Origin of the sequence: Mesorhizobium sp. WSM3859, from assembly GCF_002295065.1 — a bacterium.
In the GTDB taxonomy this organism is placed as follows: Bacteria; Pseudomonadota; Alphaproteobacteria; order Rhizobiales; family Rhizobiaceae; genus Mesorhizobium.
On the sequence record NZ_NSGG01000006.1, the window covers coordinates 222438 to 237276 of the forward strand.

Annotated in this window: 14 protein-coding genes; 2 read left to right on the forward strand and 12 right to left on the reverse strand. The window is 63.8% G+C overall.

What is annotated here, in order from left to right; genetic code table 11:
• Window positions 1–6 precede the first annotated feature (6 nt).
• From CK230_RS15740 to dusB, 6 genes are all read right to left on the reverse strand, one after another.
• Window positions 7–870 (reverse strand): D-amino-acid transaminase, encoded by an 864-nt coding sequence (locus tag CK230_RS15740; RefSeq protein WP_095818079.1) that lies wholly within the window; start codon window positions 868–870, stop codon window positions 7–9.
• Window positions 871–953: 83 nt separating this feature from the next.
• Window positions 954–2315, reverse strand: a complete 1362-nt coding sequence (locus tag CK230_RS15745) for a sigma-54 dependent transcriptional regulator (protein ID WP_095818080.1) — start codon at window positions 2313–2315, stop codon at window positions 954–956.
• Window positions 2305–4596, reverse strand: coding sequence for a PAS domain-containing sensor histidine kinase (locus CK230_RS15750; RefSeq protein WP_095818081.1), 2292 nt, complete (start codon window positions 4594–4596; stop codon window positions 2305–2307). The genes CK230_RS15745 and CK230_RS15750 overlap by 11 nt, the downstream gene beginning before the upstream one ends.
• Before the next feature lie 127 nt (window positions 4597–4723).
• On the reverse strand, window positions 4724–6184 hold the full coding sequence (gene ntrC, locus CK230_RS15755) for a nitrogen regulation protein NR(I) (RefSeq protein WP_095818082.1): 1461 nt from the start codon (window positions 6182–6184) through the stop codon (window positions 4724–4726).
• Window positions 6181–7323, reverse strand: coding sequence for a nitrogen regulation protein NR(II) (locus CK230_RS15760; protein WP_095818083.1), 1143 nt, complete (start codon window positions 7321–7323; stop codon window positions 6181–6183). Before CK230_RS15760 ends, ntrC begins: the two co-directional genes overlap by 4 nt.
• Window positions 7320–8348: a tRNA dihydrouridine synthase DusB gene (dusB, locus tag CK230_RS15765; RefSeq protein ID WP_095818084.1), complete on the reverse strand. Its 1029-nt coding sequence runs from the start codon at window positions 8346–8348 to the stop codon at window positions 7320–7322. The genes CK230_RS15760 and dusB overlap by 4 nt, the downstream gene beginning before the upstream one ends.
• Before the next feature lie 253 nt (window positions 8349–8601).
• On the opposite strand from dusB, the gene CK230_RS15770 reads away from it, so the two are divergent.
• Window positions 8602–9831 (forward strand): bifunctional 2-C-methyl-D-erythritol 4-phosphate cytidylyltransferase/2-C-methyl-D-erythritol 2,4-cyclodiphosphate synthase, encoded by a 1230-nt coding sequence (locus CK230_RS15770; protein ID WP_095818085.1) that lies wholly within the window; start codon window positions 8602–8604, stop codon window positions 9829–9831.
• Window positions 9828–10316 carry a CinA family protein gene (locus tag CK230_RS15775; protein WP_095818086.1) on the forward strand — a complete coding sequence of 163 codons (489 nt, stop codon included), beginning with the start codon at window positions 9828–9830 and terminating at the stop codon, window positions 10314–10316. Before CK230_RS15770 ends, CK230_RS15775 begins: the two co-directional genes overlap by 4 nt.
• Here the strand turns inward: CK230_RS15775 and CK230_RS15780 are convergent.
• The 6 genes from CK230_RS15780 to CK230_RS15805 all read right to left on the reverse strand — a co-directional run bounded on the left by CK230_RS15780 (window position 10313) and on the right by CK230_RS15805 (window position 14838).
• Window positions 10313–10768 (reverse strand): type II toxin-antitoxin system RatA family toxin, encoded by a 456-nt coding sequence (locus CK230_RS15780; RefSeq protein WP_095818087.1) that lies wholly within the window; start codon window positions 10766–10768, stop codon window positions 10313–10315. The two genes, CK230_RS15775 and CK230_RS15780, sit on opposite strands and share 4 nt — an antisense overlap.
• A 6-nt stretch (window positions 10769–10774) precedes the next feature.
• The gene (gene lipA / locus CK230_RS15785; protein WP_095818088.1) at window positions 10775–11740 is read right to left on the reverse strand and encodes a lipoyl synthase; all 966 of its coding nucleotides are present in this window, start codon (window positions 11738–11740) and stop codon (window positions 10775–10777) included.
• 146 nt (window positions 11741–11886) lie between these two features.
• Window positions 11887–12144, reverse strand: a complete 258-nt coding sequence (locus CK230_RS15790; RefSeq protein ID WP_095818089.1) for a GlsB/YeaQ/YmgE family stress response membrane protein — start codon at window positions 12142–12144, stop codon at window positions 11887–11889.
• Between the two features lie 156 nt (window positions 12145–12300).
• The gene (gene lpdA / locus CK230_RS15795; RefSeq protein ID WP_095818090.1) at window positions 12301–13749 is read right to left on the reverse strand and encodes a dihydrolipoyl dehydrogenase; all 1449 of its coding nucleotides are present in this window, start codon (window positions 13747–13749) and stop codon (window positions 12301–12303) included.
• A 28-nt stretch (window positions 13750–13777) separates the two neighbouring features.
• Window positions 13778–14416: an SGNH/GDSL hydrolase family protein gene (locus CK230_RS15800; RefSeq protein ID WP_095818091.1), complete on the reverse strand. Its 639-nt coding sequence runs from the start codon at window positions 14414–14416 to the stop codon at window positions 13778–13780.
• Window positions 14413–14838, reverse strand: coding sequence for a hypothetical protein (locus CK230_RS15805; protein WP_095818092.1), 426 nt, complete (start codon window positions 14836–14838; stop codon window positions 14413–14415). Before CK230_RS15805 ends, CK230_RS15800 begins: the two co-directional genes overlap by 4 nt.
• Between the last annotated feature and the right edge of the window lies 1 nt (window position 14839).

The following is a 14839-nucleotide window of genomic DNA, read 5'->3' on the forward strand; positions in this document are numbered from 1 at the left end:
CGGTTATCAGGCTGGACTTTTTTCCGCAACGTCAAAAAAGGCCTGTCGCAACGAAAGTGTCATAGAGCCAGGATGGCCATTTGCGATCGGCGCGCCGTCGATTTCGACCACCGGCATGGCGATTGTGGTCGCCGAACTGATGAACGCCTCCCTGGCGGCCTTGGCCTCAGTGACCGAAAAACCGCGCTCCTCGATCTTGAGGCCGAGCTTGGCGGCGACATCGAAGAGCGTGGTACGGGTGATGCCGCGCAGGATGCCGTGCTCGGCCGGCCGGGTCACCAGGACGCCGTCCCTTGTGACGATCCAGGCGTTCGACGAGCCGCCTTCCTTGACGTTGCCATCGGTGTCGACGAACCAGGCTTCCTGAGCGCCGGCTTCCTTGGCCTTCTGCTTGGCGAGCACATTGGGCAACAGGCCGGTGCTCTTGATGTCGACGCGGTCCCAGCGATTCTCAGGCACGGTGATGACCTTGATGCCGGTCTCCACCCGCTTCGCCGCCGCGGCCGGATCGGCCTTTCTGGCGGTTATGACTAGGGAAGATCTCGTCCCCGCCGGCGGAAACACGAACTCGCGGCTGGCGACGCCGCGTGTCACCTGCACATAGACAAGGCCGTTGATCACGCCGTTGCGGTTAACCACCTCGCGCAGCAGCATCGGCAGCACGCCTTCCGAGACCGGCCAGGCAATCGATAGCTCCTTCAGCGAGCGCTTGAGCCGGGCAAGATGGCGCGGCATGTCGACGATATGGCCGCGCGCCACCTCGCAGACCTCATAGACGCCGTCGGCGAACTGGTAGCCGCGGTCCTCGATATGGACGCTGGCTTGAGCATGGACGACATAGCGCCCGTTGACATAGGCAATGCGCGGCATGGGCACCCTCGGGGAAAAACGTCCGGCCTTCTTAGGCGATTCCGCCGTTGCCGTACCAGACAATCGGCTAAGCCACGCCGGTCCTAAACACCCAGCGACTTCAGCTTGCGGTGGAGTGCCGAGCGCTCCATGCCGATGAATTCGGCCGTCTTCGAGATGTTGCCGCCGAAGCGGTTGATCTGGGCGATCAGATAGTCCTTCTCGAACTGCTCGCGTGCCTCGCGCAGCGGCAGCGCCATGATGTGCTGGTCCGACTGATTGGGCGTGCGTGGCATCACGTCGCCGATCTCGGAAGGCAGAAGGTCGGCGGTGATCGGGGCATCGGGATTTTCCCCTCGCGCCAGGATCATCAGGCGTTCGACATTGTTGCGCAGCTGGCGAACATTGCCGGGCCAGTTGTGGGCCTGCAGCACGGCCAGCGCATCGTCGCCGATGCGGCGCGGCTTGATGCCGGCCTGGCGCGCGATCTGCTTCATGAAATTGTCGACGAGATAGGGAATGTCCTCGCGCCGCTCGGCGAGCCCGGGCACCATGACCGGAACCACCGCCAGTCGGTGGTAAAGGTCCTCGCGGAAGCGGCCGTCGGCAATCATAGCCTCGAGGTTTTGCGAGGTGGACGAGATGATGCGGACATCGACCTTGACGCGCTTGGTGCCGCCTACCCGTTCGAACTGCTGCTCGACCAGCACGCGCAGGATCTTGTTTTGCGTCTCGCGCGGCATGTCGGCGACTTCGTCGATGTAAAGGATGCCGCGATGCGCCTCCTCCAGCGCGCCGACCTTGCGCTCGGTGCCGTTCGATTCGGTGCCGAACAGCTCGATCTCCATGCGCTCGGGGGTGATGGTGGCGGCGCTCAGGGTAACGAAAGGACCAGCCTTGCGCGACGACAGCGCGTGGATGGCGCGCGCCGTCAGTTCCTTGCCGGAGCCGGACGGGCCGACGATCATGACGCGGCTGTTGGTGGGCGCGACGCGCTCGATGGTCTGCCGCAACTGGCTCATGGCCGACGACATGCCGATCAGGTCGAAGGTCTCGCCGCTGCGCTGCTTGAGGTCGGAAACCTCACGCCGCAGCTTGGACGTCTCCAGAGCGCGCTCGGCGATCAGGATCAGTCGATCGGCCTTGAACGGCTTCTCGATGAAGTCGTAGGCGCCGCGCCGGATGGCCGACACCGCCGTTTCGATGTTGCCGTGGCCGGAAATCATTACCACCGGCATGTTCGGATGCATGATCTTGATCTCGTCGAGCAGCGCCAGGCCGTCGAGGCGCGAGCCTTGCAGCCAGATATCGAGGAAAATCAGCCGCGGCGCGCGATCGGCGATCGCCGCAAGCGCGCTGTCGGCGTCATGCGCCGTACGGGTTTCATGACCCTCGTCGCTCAGGATACCGGCGACAAGTTCGCGGATGTCTTCCTCGTCATCGACGATGAGAATGTCAGACGCCATTACCGACCTTTTCAGTTTCTCGTTCGTGTTCGTTTCGACCTTCACCGCGTGGCGGCGCGGCTACGACCGTCGCCGGCGGCAGGATGATCGAGATCATCGCGCCCCGGCCACCATGGAAATCCACTGGCGCGTCGTGCAATTCGAGACGGCCGCCATGGTCTTCCACGATCTTCTTGACGATAGCGAGGCCAAGTCCGGTGCCCTTCTCGCGCGTCGTCATATAGGGCTCGAGAAGCCTTTGGCGATTCTCGCGCGGCAGCCCCTTGCCGTTGTCGATAACGTCGATTCGTATGGCGCCATCTTGGCGCCCCGCTTGAATCCGGATTGTGCCGTCCGAACGATTCTCCGCATCAAGTCCGTCGATCGCCTCGGCGGCGTTCTTGATGACGTTGCCGAAGGCCTGCGCCATCAGGCGGCTGTCGAAAGTGCCTTTCAACGGCTCGCTGCCGAAATCGCGCTGGAAAGCGATGTCGGGGCGGCTGACCTCGACCAGGAAAGAGGCCTCGCGCAGCGACTCACGAAGGTCGATCGCCTTCATCTCCGGCTTCGGCATGCGGGCGAAGGCCGAGAATTCGTCGACCATGCGACCGATGTCCTCGACCTGGCGGATGATGGTATCGGTGCACTGGTCGAAGACTTCGCGATCCTCGGTGATGACCTTGCCGTAGCGGCGCCTGATGCGCTCGGCCGAGAGCTGGATCGGCGTCAGCGGGTTCTTGATCTCATGCGCGATGCGCCGCGCCACATCCGCCCAGGCCGAAGAACGCTGCGCCTGGACGAGATCGGTGATGTCGTCGACGGTGACCACGTAGGATTTCTCTTCCTCGCCGTCGTCGCCGGACTCGACGGTGACCTGGACGTTGAAAGTGCGCTCCAGGCCGGCGCGGAAGAAGGTCACCTGCTCGCGGTAGACCGGCTTGCCCGACTGGCGTCCGATCTCGAAGACTCGACCGACAAGGGGTAGGACCGCAGAAAGGTTCTGGCCGAGCGTCGCACTTGCCGAAATCGCCAGCATGGTTTCGGCCGAGCGATTGACGATGGTGATGATGCCGTAGGGGTCGACGCCGATGACGCCGGCGGTGACGCCCGCCAGCACCGCCTCGGAGAAACGCCGGCGCTCATCGATCAGATCCTTGGCCGAAAGGAGCTCGTTGCGTTGCGATTTGAGCTCGAGGATCATGTTGTTGAAGGTATCGCCGAGCGAGGCGACATCGCCGTCGGATTGGCGCACGGGAACGGCGACGTCGAGATTGCCGGTGGCCACCTCGTCGGCGGCGCCGATCAGCTGACGGATCGGCCGCACGATCCGGTCGGCAACGGCGATGCCGGTCCAGATCGCCGACAGGATAATGATCAGCGTGAGCGACAGGTAAGGCAATGCAAAGGCGACCTGCGAGGTCCGGCGGTTGTCCTCCAGATTGCGGTATTCATCGGTGTTGCCCTTGACGATCTGGCGCGCCTTGATGACGTCGGGATCGACCAGCCGGATCGTATAGAGATAAAGCCCTTCGATCTCGCGCAGCTTGATGATGGCGCCCATGATGTTGCGGGTGCGCGGCTCGATCAGCACCGGCTTGCCGGCCGCCGCGGTGTCGACGGCGCCCGCCGGCGGCTCAGGCATGGCGAAGTCGGCGTCGGTCTTGGCTTTCATGACGAACGAGCCGTCAGGATTGATCAGGGCGGCGTGCGCCAGTCCGCGGCCAACGGCTTCCTTGTTCAACAGATCGAGGAAACCACTACGGTCGAGGCCGTAGAGCGTGCGCGAGGCATCGAGATCGTATGCCATCGACAATGTCGTGCCCTGCAGGTTGCGCGCGTTCTCCTGCACATAGGCGTCGGCGATCGACAGCGACGAGTTGACGATCGTCTTGGTGCGGATCTCGAACCAGCGGTCGAGGCCGATGTCGAGCGTGATCGAGGCGATGATCGCCACCATGATGGCCGGGATGGCGGCAACCAGCGCGAACATCGCGACGATGCGTACATGCAGCCGCGAGGCGGCCCTGCCGTGGCGCCGCGCCAGCACGATGCGGCGCACCTCGCGGGCGATCAGCGCGATCAGGAACAGAACAAAGACGGCGTTGGCGGCGACGAGGGCCCAGGTCGTGTCGGCGGTCGGCGCGATCGGCGTTGCGCCGACCAGGATGGCAAACGAGATCGCCGCCGTGATCACCGCGCCGGCGATGGCGACCACGCCGGGCAAAGCCAGCAGTCGTCGGCCGTCACGCGTGCCGGCCTGACTGAAAAGCGGTTGGTTCAGGGTCGGAGCCTCAGCTGCCATGTCGCGGTACAGAGTCGGTCATTGCGTCGGATGTATGCAACGCATTGTGGCGATTATGCAACAAGTGTGGCCGAGGAGGAAATCTTTCCCCCGTCAATTCGCCAATTACCGCAAGCACGAGGCGGCGCTATGGCTGCCTGGACGACTTGTAGACGTTGACGCCAAGCTCGCGGATCTTCTTGCGCAGCGTGTTGCGGTTGAGCCCCAAAAGCTCCGCAGCCTTGATCTGGTTGCCCCGCGTCGCCGTCATCGAGGCCAGCACGAGCGGATATTCAACCTCGGCGAGAATACGCTGGTAAAGCCCCGACGGAGGCAATTCGCCGCCGAAGGAGGCGAAATAGCGCTGCAGGAAATGCTCGACCGCCTGGCCGATCGACAGATCGTCGGGAATGAGCGCGCCGCCGTCCGGCACGACCGGCCTCTCGCCGGTCTTGAGCTCGGACTCGATGATCTCCGACGAAATCTCGTCCTGCGAGTAGAGGGCGGCCAGCCGGCGCACCAGGTTTTCCAGCTCGCGCACATTGCCCGGCCAGGGATAGCGCTTCATGAGCTCGATGCCGCCGGACGAAATACGCTTGGTCTGCAGGCCCTCGCTGGCGCCCTGCTTGAAGAAGTGCCGCACCAGGTCGGGAATGTCCTCCGAACGCTCGCGCAGCGCCGGCAGCCTGAGCGGCACGACATTGAGGCGATAGAACAGGTCTTCGCGAAACAGGCCCTGGTTGATCAGCGTGCGCAGGTCCTTGTTGGTGGCCGCGACGATGCGCACGTCGGTCTTGATCGGCGTGCGGCCGCCGACCGTCGTGTATTCACCCTGCTGCAGGACGCGCAGCAGCCGGGTCTGCGCTTCCATCGGCATGTCGCCGATCTCGTCAAGGAACAGCGTGCCGCCCTCCGCCTGCTCGAAGCGGCCGCTGGAACGGTTCTGCGCGCCGGTGAAGGCGCCCTTCTCGTGGCCGAACAGTTCCGATTCGATGAGATCACGCGGGATCGCAGCCATGTTGATGGCCACGAACGGACCGCCGCGGCGGCGGCCATATTCGTGCAGCGCGCGCGCCACCAGCTCCTTGCCGGTACCGGATTCGCCGCTGATCATGACCGTGAGGTCGGTCTGCATCATGCGCGCGAGCATGCGATAGATGTCCTGCATGGCGGCGGAGCGGCCGACCAGCGGCATCGTCTCCGGCTGGTCTTCGGCGCGGGCGTCGAGCTTCGGCCGCTTCGGCTCGGACAGAGCCCGGTTGACGATGTTGAGCAGCTCGGTGAGGTCGAACGGCTTCGGCAGATATTCGTAGGCGCCGGTCTCGGACGCGCGGATGGCGGTCATGAACGTGTTCTGGGCGCTCATGACGATGACCGGCAGCTCGGGCCGCGCCTTCTTGATGCGCGGCAGCATGTCGAAGGCGTTTTCGTCCGGCATCACCACATCGGTGATGACGAGATCGCCTTCCCCCGCCGCGACCCAGCGCCACAGGGTCGAAGCATTCGAGGTGACACGCACCTCGTGGCCGACACGCGACAGCGCCTGGTTGAGCACGGTGCGGATGGCCGCATCGTCGTCGGCGACCAGAATATTGCCGCGAACGCTCATTTGCGGTCTCCTTCTGCTTCATCGCCTGAGCCGGGCGAAGTCTCCTTCCAGGCCGGCATCAGGACGCGGAAAGTCGTGCCGCGGGCAGTCGAATCGCATTCGATGATGCCGCCATGCTCGCCGACGATCTTGGCGACCAGCGCCAGCCCGAGGCCGGAACCATTCGGCTTGGTGGTGATGAACGGATCGAACAGGATCGGCAGGATGTCTTCCGATACGCCGGGGCCATTGTCATGCACGCAGAATTCCAGCGGCAGCGAGACACGGTCCTGCGTTCCAGGCACGGAAACGCGGATGCCCGGGCGAAAGGCCGTCGACAGCACGATCTCACCCTGCGGATCCGATCCGATCGCCTCGGCGGCATTCTTGACGAGATTGAGGAAGACCTGGATCAGTTGGTCACGGTTGGCGAAGACCGGAGGCAATGATGGATCATACTCCTCCAAGATCTTGATACGCCTGGCAAAACCGTTCTTGGCGATCGCCTTCACATGATCCAGAACGACGTGGATGTTGACCGGATAGCGCTCGATCGGCCGCTCGTCGGAAAACACTTCCATGCGGTCGACCAGCGAGACGATGCGGTCGGTTTCGTCTGTGATCAGGCGGGTGAGCGCCCGGTCCTCGTCCGAGGCCGACAGTTCGAGCAACTGGGCGGCGCCGCGAATGCCCGAGAGCGGATTCTTGATCTCATGCGCCAGCATGGCGGCTAGGCCGGTGACGGAGCGCGCAGCACCCCGATGCGTCATTTGGCGGTCGATCTTGTCGGCCATCGACCGTTCCTGGAACATGACGACGACGGAACCCGGAAACTCCGGCACCGGCGCGACATAGAGATCGACCATCTTCTCGATGCCGAGGCGCGGCGACGATACGTCCACGCGGTATTCGTTGACCGGTGCGCGGCGCTCGCGCACCTGGTCGACGAGCGTCAGCAGCGGGCTGCCGAACGGCACCAGCTTGGAGAGCGTGTTGCGGGCAAGCATCGTCGCGCTGGAGCGGAAGAAGTCCTCGGCATCCGCATTGGCGAAAGTGATGAAGCCCTCAGGATCGACCATGATCACCGGGCGGCGGATGGTGTTGAGCACGATGTTGGCGGCATCCGCCATGCCAGTGGGCTGTGGGACATCCGCCTTCATGCCGCGCTCCGCAGGCCGGTCGACTGCGCGCCGTCGACAAACGCGCGGCGCAATTCGGCAACGACTTCGCCCGGCTCGAAGGATGTGAGAATGCGTTTGCGCAGTTCGGCAGAAACATCGGGACCGTGGCGGTCGAGATACCAGCCGAGATGCTTGCGCGCCTGGCGCAGCCCGCTTTCGTTGCCGTAGAGCGAAAGCATGTCCTCGTAATGCGAGACCACGTAATCGGTTAACTCTTGAGGCGTGAATGGAATGCCTTGTGTGTTTGCACCGGCCGCGGCCGTCGCAATGCTGCCCGCGACCCATGGCGCGCCATAATGCGCGCGGCCGATCATCACCGCATCGGCGCCGGAAAGTTCGAGTATCGCCGCTGCTTCCTCAGGCGCGCCGACATCGCCATTGGCCACCACCGGGATCGAGACGGCTTGCTTGACGCGCGCGATGGCGCGCCAGTCGGCCTTGCCTTGATAGAACTGGCAACGCGTGCGGCCATGCACAGTCACCATCCTGACGCCGGCCTGCTCGGCGCGGCGCGCCAGCATCGGCGCATTGAGGGCGCTTTCGTCCCAACCGAGCCGCATCTTGACCGTCACCGGCACCGACACGGCGCCGACCACCGCCTCGATCAGCGACAGGGCGTGGTCGAGGTCGCGCATCAGCGCCGAGCCGGCATAGCCGCCGGTCACCTTCTTCGCCGGGCAGCCCATATTGATGTCGATGATATCAGCGCCCTCGTCCGCCGCGATTCGCGCGCCTTCGGCCATGTGCACAGCCTCGCGGCCGGCAAGCTGCACCATATGCACCGGCAGGCCGGAATGACGGATGCGCAGGTCGCAGCCAGCCCTGCCCTTGGCCAGTTCGCCGCTCGCCACCATCTCCGACACGACCAGCCCCGCGCCATGCGCGTGGGCGCGCTGCCGGAACGGCTCATCGGTGATGCCGGACATCGGCGCGAGGAAAACGCGATTGCGGATTTTCACGCCGCCGATATCGAGTGGTGATGCCAGTATGGTCAGTCCAGCCATGCACAAAAACCAAGCATGTTCGATCGTTGCACATTCTCTAGCCAGAAGTGTGGCGTTGTGCAACGCGCAATGACGTCACATTAAGGCGCATTTTGGAAAATGCTGGCCTTCGGCCATCACCCCGACTAGAGCATGATGCCGAAAAGTGTGAGCGGTTTTCGGCCGACATCATGCTCTACTTCTTTGATTTAGAGACGGATTCAGATTTCAGGTCGAATCGACCTGAAATCATCCGGCTCTAGGACCGATCGGAATGAGCGAGGCAAGCGAAAAGCAAGCGGCGTCCCCAGGCGGCGGGATCGGGGTGGTGATCGTTGCCGCCGGCCGAGGCGCGCGGGCCGGTCAGGCCGATGGTCCGAAGCAATATCAGCGCATCGGCGGCCGTGCCGTTATCGCCCACACTCTGGATATCTTTCTCTCGCATCCGCTGATCGGTCCGGTGGTCGTGGCCATTCACGCCGACGATGCCGAGCTTTTGCAACGCGCCGCGGGGACGCACGCCGAACGTCTCATCACTGTTATCGGCGGCATGTCGCGCCAGGCCTCCGTCCGGCTCGGCCTCCTGGCATTGAGGGATCAGGCGCCCGCAAAAGTGCTTGTGCATGATGCCGTACGCCCCTTCGTCGATGCCGGGCTGATCGACCGCACCATCGAAGCCATCGGCGAGCGCCAGGGCGCGCTGCCGGCGCTGCCCGTCGCCGACACGCTGAAGCGGGAATCGGCGACCGGCATGATCGACGAGACGGTGTCGAGGTCAGGCCTTCATGCCGCGCAGACGCCGCAGGGTTTTCCGTTCTGGCCGCTGCTTGCCGCGCATGAGAAGGCGCATCATCTGGGCAAGACGGAATTCACCGACGACGCGGCGATCGCCGAATGGGCACAGATACCGGTCAAGATCGTTCCGGGATCGCCGGACAACGTCAAACTCACCTGGGCAAGGGACATCGCATTGGCCGACCAGCGGCTCTCCAGCGCGCAGCAGCGCTTCCCGGATATTCGCACCGGCAATGGCTACGACGTGCATGCGTTCGAGCCCGGCGACCATGTGACCTTGTGTGGCGTCGCCATCCCTTATGACCGCAAGCTCTCTGGTCACTCAGACGCCGATGTCGGGCTTCACGCGTTGACCGACGCGCTGCTTGCCACCTGCGGCGCCGGCGACATCGGCACGCATTTCCCGCCATCGGACCCGCAATGGAAGGGTGCTGCCTCGAAGATCTTCGTCGAGCACGCGGCGAAGCTGGTGCGCGAGCGCGGCGGCCGTATCGCCAATGCCGACATCACGCTAATCTGCGAGGCGCCGCGCGTCGGGCCGCATCGCGCGGCGATGACCGAGGCGCTTTCGGCCATGCTCGGCATCGCGCCCGAGCGCATTTCGATCAAGGCGACGACCAATGAGAAGCTCGGCTTTGTCGGGCGCGGCGAAGGCATCGCCGCGATCGCCACCGCCAGCGTCGTCTATCCGGGAGAAGTGCCGGCATGAGCAACGCTGAACTTGCAAACGCCCTGCTCCAGGCCTGCCAGCAACGCGGCATCATGCTGGCGACCGCCGAGAGCTGTACCGGCGGCCTGATAATTGCGGCGCTGACCGACATTGCCGGGTCGTCCGCCGTGGTCGATCGCGGCTTCATCACCTATTCCAACGAAGCCAAGATGGAGATGCTCGGCGTTTCCGCCGCCACGCTCGATGCGAATGGCGCCGTCTCGCGCGAAACGGTGCTGGAGATGGCCGCGGGCGCGCTGGCGCATTCGCAAGCAAGCCTTTCCCTCGCCGTCACCGGCATCGCCGGTCCGAGCGGTGGTTCGGCGGACAAGCCAGTCGGCCTTGTCTGGTTCGGGATTGCATTGGCCGGGCAGCCGATTGCCGCGGAGCGGCAATTGTTCGGTCAAAAGGGCCGCGAATTCATCCGGCACGAGACGGTACGGCATGCGCTGCAACTTGGGTTGCGCGCGCTTGGAGAGCGTTAGGCGGGCTTTGCTGCGTAGATAACATCTGCCCGTTTCTCGAAGGCTTCCGAGAACATGCGGAAGGCGCGGTCGAACATCGTGCCCATCAGCGCGCCGAGAATGCGGCTCTTGAATTCGTAGTCGATGAAGAAATGCACCTCGCAGCCGCCTTCGGCGGGATCGAAGCGCCAGATGTTGCTGAGATATTTGAACGGGCCGTCTATGTATTTGACGTCGATAGCGTTCTCGTCGGGCTTCAGCAGCACCTGCGTCGTGAAGGTCTCGCGGATCGCCTTGTAGCCGATGCTCATGTCGGCGACCAGGATGGTGCGGCCGTCCCGCTCCTTGCGCGAGCGCACGGTGAGCGATTCACAGAGCGGCAGGAATTGCGGGTAGGCCTCGATGTCGGCCACCAGCGCGAACATCTCTTGCGGCGTATGCGCGACGCGGCGTGTCGCCTCGAATTTCGGCATTGAAGGTCAGCTGGCCTTCGCGAGCTGCGCCTCGCGCGCCGCGCGCAGCCTGGCGAAATCCTCGCCGGCATGGTGCGAGGAACGCGTCAGCGGGCTCGATGCCATGAGCAGAAAACCCTTGGTCTTGCCGATGGTTTCGTAGGACTTGAACTCGTCCGGCGGGATGAAACGGATCACCGGATGGTGCTTCTTCGAGGGCTGCAGATACTGGCCGATGGTCATGAAGTCGACATTGGCCGAACGCAGGTCGTCCATCAATTGCAGCACTTCGTTCCGTTCCTCGCCGAGGCCGACCATGATGCCGGATTTGGTGAAGATCGACGGATCGATTTCCTTGACCCGCTGTAAAAGTCGGATCGAATGGAAATAGCGCGCGCCGGGGCGGACCGTCAGGTAGTTCGACGGCACGGTTTCGAGATTGTGGTTGAAGACGTCGGGCTTGGCCGCGACCACGATCTCCAGCGCGCCGTCCTTGCGCAGGAAGTCGGGCGTCAGGATCTCGATCGTCGTCGAGGGCGTCGCCGCGCGGATGGCGCGGATAACGTCGGCGAAATGCTGGGCGCCGCCATCGGCGAGATCGTCACGGTCGACGGAGGTGATGACGACGTGGCTCAGCCCCATTTGCTTCACGGCATGCGCCACGCGCGCGGGCTCGTCCGGATCGAGCGCGGTCGGGATACCGGTCGCGACGTTGCAGAAGGCACAGGCGCGCGTGCAGATCTCGCCCATGATCATGAAGGTGGCGTGTTTCTTGTCCCAGCACTCGCCGATGTTCGGGCAGCCGGCTTCTTCGCACACCGTCACCAGCTTGTGCGACTTGACGATCTCGCGCGTCTCGGCATAGCCCTTGGAGACCGGGGCCTTGACGCGGATCCAGTCGGGCTTGCGCAGCACCTCCTGGTCGGGCCGGTGCGCCTTCTCGGGATGCCGCGGGCGCGGCCGGCTGGCGATCGTGTCTACGACTGTGACCATCTCAAACCCTTCGCGGCCGCTATTTCGACGGCCGGCTGTCTTTCGTCATCTAGGACTTTTCGCGGCAAAGAAAAAGGCCGGGGCAGCGCATGCCGTCACGGCCATTTTCGCATACCGACTTTCGTTCAGCGACGCATTCGCGCGCCTTAGCGGCGAACAAGCCGCCCGACGAAGATCAGCAGGCAGGCCCCGATGAAGCCGGTGATCAGATAGGCCATCCAGCCGACGCCGAAAGACTGAATGTTGAGAGCCTGCAGGATCGCGTTCAGCACGATCGCGCCGACGATACCCATGATGATGTTCATGAAGATGCCGGTGTTGCTCTTCATGACCATCTCGGCCAGCCAGCCCGCCAGGCCGCCGACGATGATGGCTGCGATCCAGCCGACGCCATTCAAATGCATATGCCAGTTCCTCCTCGATCAGATGAAAATGCATCCGGATACGAACTGCCTTGCCGTCAGCTTTCCCCGGCTGCCGCGTGTGAGTCTCACCCGACCAATTTAGCACGGATTGGCCATCTATCGCCGATCGGCGATTTATCACCGATTGGTGACCTGTCATGCGTTCAAAGCGCGGCCATAGGCGTCGAGCACGCTCTCCTTCATCATCTCCGACAGCGTCGGATGCGGGAAGATGGTGTGCATCAGCTCTTCCTCGGTCGTCTCCAGGTTCATCGCCACGACGAAGCCCTGGATGAGTTCGGTCACCTCGGCGCCGACCATATGCGCGCCGAGAAGCTGCCCGGTCTTCTTGTCGAAGATGGTCTTGACGAAGCCCTGGTCCTCGCCGAGCGCGATGGCCTTGCCGTTGGCGCTGAACGGAAAGCGCCCGACGCGGATGTCCTTGCCTTCGGCCGTGGCTTTGGCTTCCGTCAGGCCGACGGAGGCGACCTGCGGGCTGCAATAGGTGCAGCCGGGGATCTTCAGCTTGTCGATGGCATGCACGCCCGGGAAGTTGGCGATCTTCTCGATGCAGACGACGCCTTCATGCTCGGCCTTATGGGCCAGCATCGGCGGGCCGGCGACGTCGCCGATGGCGTAGACGCCCGGCACATTGGTCTTGCCGTAGCCGTCAACGACGATGCAGCCACGGTCCGTCTTTACGCCGAGCGCCTCCAGGCCGAGATTTTCGATGTTGCCCTGCACACCGACGGCCGAGATCATGCGGTCGGCGGTGATCTTCTCGACCTTGCCGTCCTTCATCTCGACATGCGCCGTGACCGAGTTAGCGCCCTTGTCGACCTTGGTCACCTTGGCCTCGAGGATGATCTTCATCCCCTGCTTCTCGAATTGTTTCTGCGCGAATTTCGAGACCTCGGCGTCCTCGACGGGCATCACCGCCGGCAGCAGTTCGACCACCGTCACGTCGGCGCCCATGGTGCGGTAGAAGGAGGCGAATTCGATGCCGATGGCGCCTGAGCCCATGACCAGCAGCGATTTCGGCATTTCCTTCGGCACCATGGCCTCGAAATAGGTCCAGATCAGCTTGCCGTCCGGCTCGATGCCGGGCAGCGCGCGCGGCCGGGCGCCGGTCGCCAGGATGATGTGCTTGGCGGTATAGGTGCCCTCGCCCTTGACGCCTTTCGGCACCGGCGGCTGCGGTTCCATCGCCTTCTTAGACGTTTTCGAAACGACGACTTCGCCGGGCTTGGAGAGCTTGGCCTCGCCCCAGATGACGTCGACCTTGTTCTTCTTCATCAGGAAGCCGACGCCGGTGTTCAGCCTGAGCGACACTTTTCGCGAACGGTCGACCACAGCGGCTGTGTCGGGGCTGACCTTCCCGCCTTCGAGCTTCAAGCCGTAGTCCTTGAGGTGATCCGAATAATGCATGATCTCGGCCGAGCGCAGCAGGGCCTTGGTCGGTATGCAGCCCCAGTTGAGGCAGATGCCGCCAAGATGCTCGCGCTCGACGATCGCCGTCCTGAAGCCAAGCTGGGCGGAGCGCACCGCCGTGACATAGCCGCCGGGGCCCGAGCCGATGATGATGACGTCGTAGGATTCAGCCACGGGTTTTTCTCCCTGATCTTTCTGAGGGTTAGAGTGAGAGCATGACGCGCACGAGCGGCGCCAGCGCCGCTCCGATACGCCGTGTGTTCTCGGCATCGAGATGGACGCCGTCGAGCGGCGTGGTGACGGCCACCGTGCCGGCGTCGAAGAAGCCGCAGCCGGCCTCGTCAGCAAGCAGTGAATATTGCGGCGCCAGCCGCCTCGAGGCGTCGTCGCCGCCGGCAAACATTTCCTTGAACTCGGCATTGTCGGTGCGCGTCACCGCCGGCGGCGCGACGATGAGGATCTGGGGTGCCGGCCAGTCGAACGGATAGTCATGGCCGCGCACGATCTCGATCAGGCGCTGGATGCCCTGCTTGGCGGCGACCGGATTGCCGTGGATCCATGGCTTCATGTCGTTGGCGCCGAGCATGATGATGATGAGGTCGAGCGGCGCATGGCTGGTCAGGATCGTCGGCAGGATCCGAGCGCCATTGCGGTCGGCGCCGGCCAAATGGTCGTCGAAGGCCGTGGTGCGGCCATTGAGTCCTTCGGCGATGACCTGGATATCGCCGCCGAGCTCAGCCCCCAGCACGCTCGGCCAGCGGTCTTCCAGCGCATGGCGGCCGAGGCTGGCGGCGTCGTAGCCCCAGGTCAGCGAGTCGCCGTAGCACAGAATTGTCTTCACGCCTTTGCCCCGCTTCTACCAAACCCGGCTGTCGGGCGCTTCAGCCGCCAGCGCACGAACAGCCATTGCACGACGATGGCCACGACACCGGGCAGGACCAGCCCGGCAACGATCGACAGGTCGCTTGCGGTCGCCCGGCTCTCGGCAGGCACCGAGAAAGTCCAGCCGGCGAGCGCGACGAGAATGACCGCAAACATGGCGAGCAGCCACCAGAACATCCGGTCGACCGCCCTGATCGGCTCGGCGCGGAACTGGACCAGAAAGAAGCCGATCGTCACCACGATAAGGATCATCGCCGTCGCCGCGAAGACCAGAATGTATTCTTCCGTCGCGCCGGTGAGCACGGCCAGTTGCTGAACCACCAGCCCGCCGGCGAAGCCGGAAAGGACGAAGGCGAAAAGGCTGGTGAAGAATTTCCGCACC

Excerpts from the sequence above, each read along its gene's own strand:
- CK230_RS15745 (WP_095818080.1), bottom strand. The coding sequence starts at position 2,315 with ATGGCGTCTGACATTCTCATCGTCGATGACGAGGAAGACATCCGCGAA.
- CK230_RS15760 (WP_095818083.1), bottom strand. The coding sequence starts at position 7,323 with ATGAAGGCGGATGTCCCACAGCCCACTGGCATGGCGGATGCCGCCAAC.
- CK230_RS15770 (WP_095818085.1), top strand. The coding sequence starts at position 8,602 with ATGAGCGAGGCAAGCGAAAAGCAAGCGGCGTCCCCAGGCGGCGGGATC.
- ntrC (WP_095818082.1), bottom strand. The coding sequence starts at position 6,184 with ATGAGCGTTCGCGGCAATATTCTGGTCGCCGACGACGATGCGGCCATC.
- CK230_RS15750 (WP_095818081.1), bottom strand. The coding sequence starts at position 4,596 with ATGGCAGCTGAGGCTCCGACCCTGAACCAACCGCTTTTCAGTCAGGCC.
- CK230_RS15775 (WP_095818086.1), top strand. The coding sequence starts at position 9,828 with ATGAGCAACGCTGAACTTGCAAACGCCCTGCTCCAGGCCTGCCAGCAA.
- dusB (WP_095818084.1), bottom strand. The coding sequence starts at position 8,348 with ATGGCTGGACTGACCATACTGGCATCACCACTCGATATCGGCGGCGTG.
- CK230_RS15780 (WP_095818087.1), bottom strand. The coding sequence starts at position 10,768 with ATGCCGAAATTCGAGGCGACACGCCGCGTCGCGCATACGCCGCAAGAG.
- CK230_RS15740 (WP_095818079.1), bottom strand. The coding sequence starts at position 870 with ATGCCGCGCATTGCCTATGTCAACGGGCGCTATGTCGTCCATGCTCAA.
- lipA (WP_095818088.1), bottom strand. The coding sequence starts at position 11,740 with ATGGTCACAGTCGTAGACACGATCGCCAGCCGGCCGCGCCCGCGGCAT.
- CK230_RS15790 (WP_095818089.1), bottom strand. The coding sequence starts at position 12,144 with ATGCATTTGAATGGCGTCGGCTGGATCGCAGCCATCATCGTCGGCGGC.